The following is a 2,131-nucleotide window of genomic DNA, read 5'->3' as shown; positions in this document are numbered from 1 at the left end:
CGAAATGCGACAGTTTCGCATGCGTCTGTGAAAACACCTTTTACCGCAGTATTCTTCACCGATCTGCATGTGGATCCTCTCTTTTCAAAACAAAAGCTCGTCCGTTTTGCAGCAGAGCTTGATAGCATCGCACCGGATTTTCTCCTCTTTGGCGGGGATCTCGCTGACGTGGACGATAAAACGCTTTCCGTCATAGGATACGATTCTCTCTTTGGACGTTTGACCCGGACCGCAAAAGTCGCAGCGATCGGCATCAATGGAAATCACGAAGCCTATGCGGAACGCGAAGGCTCGGAACCGGAAAACTGGATGCGGAAAAATGGAATGCTCGTACTGGACGACTCCACGATCTGCACGCCGCTCGCATGCTTTACCGGCAGAACGGATTTTCAGATGGCGCGTGTTCGCGACGTCGTTCGCCGGCCGCTCGCGGAGCTTCTCCCTCAAGACTCTTCAAAGATTTGGATTCTTCTCGATCATCAGCCGAAAGGTATTGAAAAGGAACATGCAGGCCGTTTACCGGCGCTCGCCCTTTCCGGACATACGCATAACGGACAGTTCTTTCCGGTGACTGTTCTGATAGGGCTTTTTTGGCGCCTGTCGAATGGAGAAGGAATTTTGGACGGAGTCCCGTGGATCGTTTCTTCGGGAATCGACTCGTGGGGTCCTCCGGTCCGCATCGGCAGTCGAACGGACGTCTGGGTGATTCATTTTGAACCGAAGCGTTAGAACCCTTATTATATTTAGACTATGCTAGTTAAAATTTGGACCGATACATTTATCATTACGGGAGAAATCGACACGATGCGTGACGAACGCCTCACCGATTATGTCCGTGAAAACAAAGAATTCATCGCCGTGACCCAGGTGAACGTGACGGATCGCGAAGGCAAAGACCTTTTCCGCACGCACTTCTTGAACGTGAGTACGAGTCACATTGAAATCATCCTGCCTGCTGAATAACTGCCCCTGTGGACGATATCCTCTGTATGGGGATTAATTTATATGCTACAAGGGGTTAGACCGCGTCGCTAAAGAAGGCTTTCAAAAAGGCTTCCGGAGCGCGGCGGCAAGGTTTGTCGTGCATCGTAAAGATGTGTGTCGTTTTTCCTGTCGTGCGCAGTTCGCCGTTCACACGTATTTCATAAAAGAATGCGAAACGCAGACGGTCTACCTGCGCAAGTTTCAAATGCACATCGACAACTTCCCCGTAGCGACAGGGCTTCATAAATTGTGATTCTATCGAAAGGAGCGGACTGTGATAGCCCTCTGCTTCAAAGGCGTCAAACGGGACGCCGTTGTTTCTAAAGATTTCTGTGCGAGCCTGTTCGAACCAGATGGCGTAGACAGAATGGTGGACGATGCCCATCGCATCGGTTTCGGCATAGCGGACTTCGATGTGGGCGGTGTGTTCAATGGGGCTGTATTTCATTTCTTGATTCATACGATCAAAACTACATAATTTGTTGATTTGTTTGGCTTTAGGTAAGATTTCTTATCTATCCACATTAAACAACGTTCTATTTACAATCTGTCCACATTTTTCTGCAAAAAAGAGGACGAAAATCAGGAAAAAAATATTTTTTTCAATGAAGTTTGGGTTTTTTCCTTGACAAAAATCAAGAATCCATCTAGATTTGCCGCACTCTGAGTTTGACTTTTCGAGGCCAAACGAAGAGAACTTGCCAAAGTAGCTCAGCTGGTAGAGCAGCTGATTTGTAATCAGCCGGTCGTAGGTTCGATTCCTATCTTTGGCTTGAGAAAAGGGTCGTTGCCCGAGTGGTTAAAGGGGACGGACTGTAAATCCGTTGACTTACGTCTACCGTGGTTCGAAACCACGACGGCCCACGCGAAATAGCTCCCCCCGTTGCGAATGTAACGGGGGGAGATTAATGCCCAGGTAGCTCAGTGGTAGAGCACTTCCTTGGTAAGGAAGAGGTCTCGAGTTCAAATCCCGATCTGGGCTCTATATAATTCGGAGGCTATAATTATGGCAAAAGAACATTTTGAAAGAACCAAGCCGCATTGCAACATTGGCACAATCGGCCACGTTGACCACGGTAAGACGACCCTGACGGCCGCAATTTGCACGACTCTCGCTGCAAAGGGCCTCGCTGCTGCAAAGAAGTTC

Annotated in this window: 4 protein-coding genes and 3 tRNA genes; 6 read left to right on the top strand and 1 reads right to left on the bottom strand. The window is 48.7% G+C overall.

Translation table 11 applies throughout. The features are described 5' to 3' along the window. Both MR847_RS08750 and MR847_RS08745 read left to right on the top strand, forming a co-directional pair. Nucleotides 1-729, top strand: a 729-nt coding sequence (locus MR847_RS08750; RefSeq protein WP_287723546.1) for a metallophosphoesterase, incomplete at its 5' end; no start/stop codon positions are given. Nucleotides 730-750: 21 nt separating this feature from the next. After that, complete coding sequence (locus tag MR847_RS08745) at nt 751-963, top strand: DUF6812 domain-containing protein (RefSeq protein WP_100425429.1); 213 nt, start codon at nt 751-753, stop codon at nt 961-963. A 55-nt stretch (nt 964-1,018) separates the two neighbouring features. Here MR847_RS08745 and MR847_RS08740 read toward each other — a convergent pair whose 3' ends face one another. Beyond that, the gene (locus MR847_RS08740) at nt 1,019-1,444 is read right to left on the bottom strand and encodes an acyl-CoA thioesterase (RefSeq protein ID WP_287723545.1); all 426 of its coding nucleotides are present in this window, start codon (nt 1,442-1,444) and stop codon (nt 1,019-1,021) included. A gap of 240 nt (nt 1,445-1,684) precedes the next feature. On the opposite strand from MR847_RS08740, the gene MR847_RS08735 reads away from it, so the two are divergent. The 4 genes from MR847_RS08735 to MR847_RS08720 all read left to right on the top strand — a co-directional run. Then, a tRNA-Thr gene (locus MR847_RS08735) sits at nt 1,685-1,757 on the top strand. 8 nt (nt 1,758-1,765) lie between these two features. Next, nucleotides 1,766-1,848, top strand: a tRNA-Tyr gene (locus MR847_RS08730). 46 nt (nt 1,849-1,894) lie between these two features. Beyond that, nucleotides 1,895-1,966: transfer RNA gene (locus MR847_RS08725), tRNA-Thr, on the top strand. 24 nt (nt 1,967-1,990) lie between these two features. Next, nucleotides 1,991-2,131 (top strand): GTP-binding protein (locus MR847_RS08720; protein ID WP_277001049.1); only part of this gene is annotated, 141 nt, incomplete at its 3' end.

This window comes from Hallerella sp. (assembly GCF_022776125.1).
GTDB classification, from domain to species: domain Bacteria; phylum Fibrobacterota; class Fibrobacteria; order Fibrobacterales; family Fibrobacteraceae; genus Hallerella; species Hallerella succinigenes.
This window is presented reverse-complemented; position numbering and strand designations above follow the sequence as displayed.

Excerpts from the sequence above, each read along its gene's own strand:
- MR847_RS08740 (WP_287723545.1), bottom strand. The coding sequence starts at position 1,444 with ATGAATCAAGAAATGAAATACAGCCCCATTGAACACACCGCCCACATC.
- MR847_RS08745 (WP_100425429.1), top strand. The coding sequence starts at position 751 with ATGCTAGTTAAAATTTGGACCGATACATTTATCATTACGGGAGAAATC.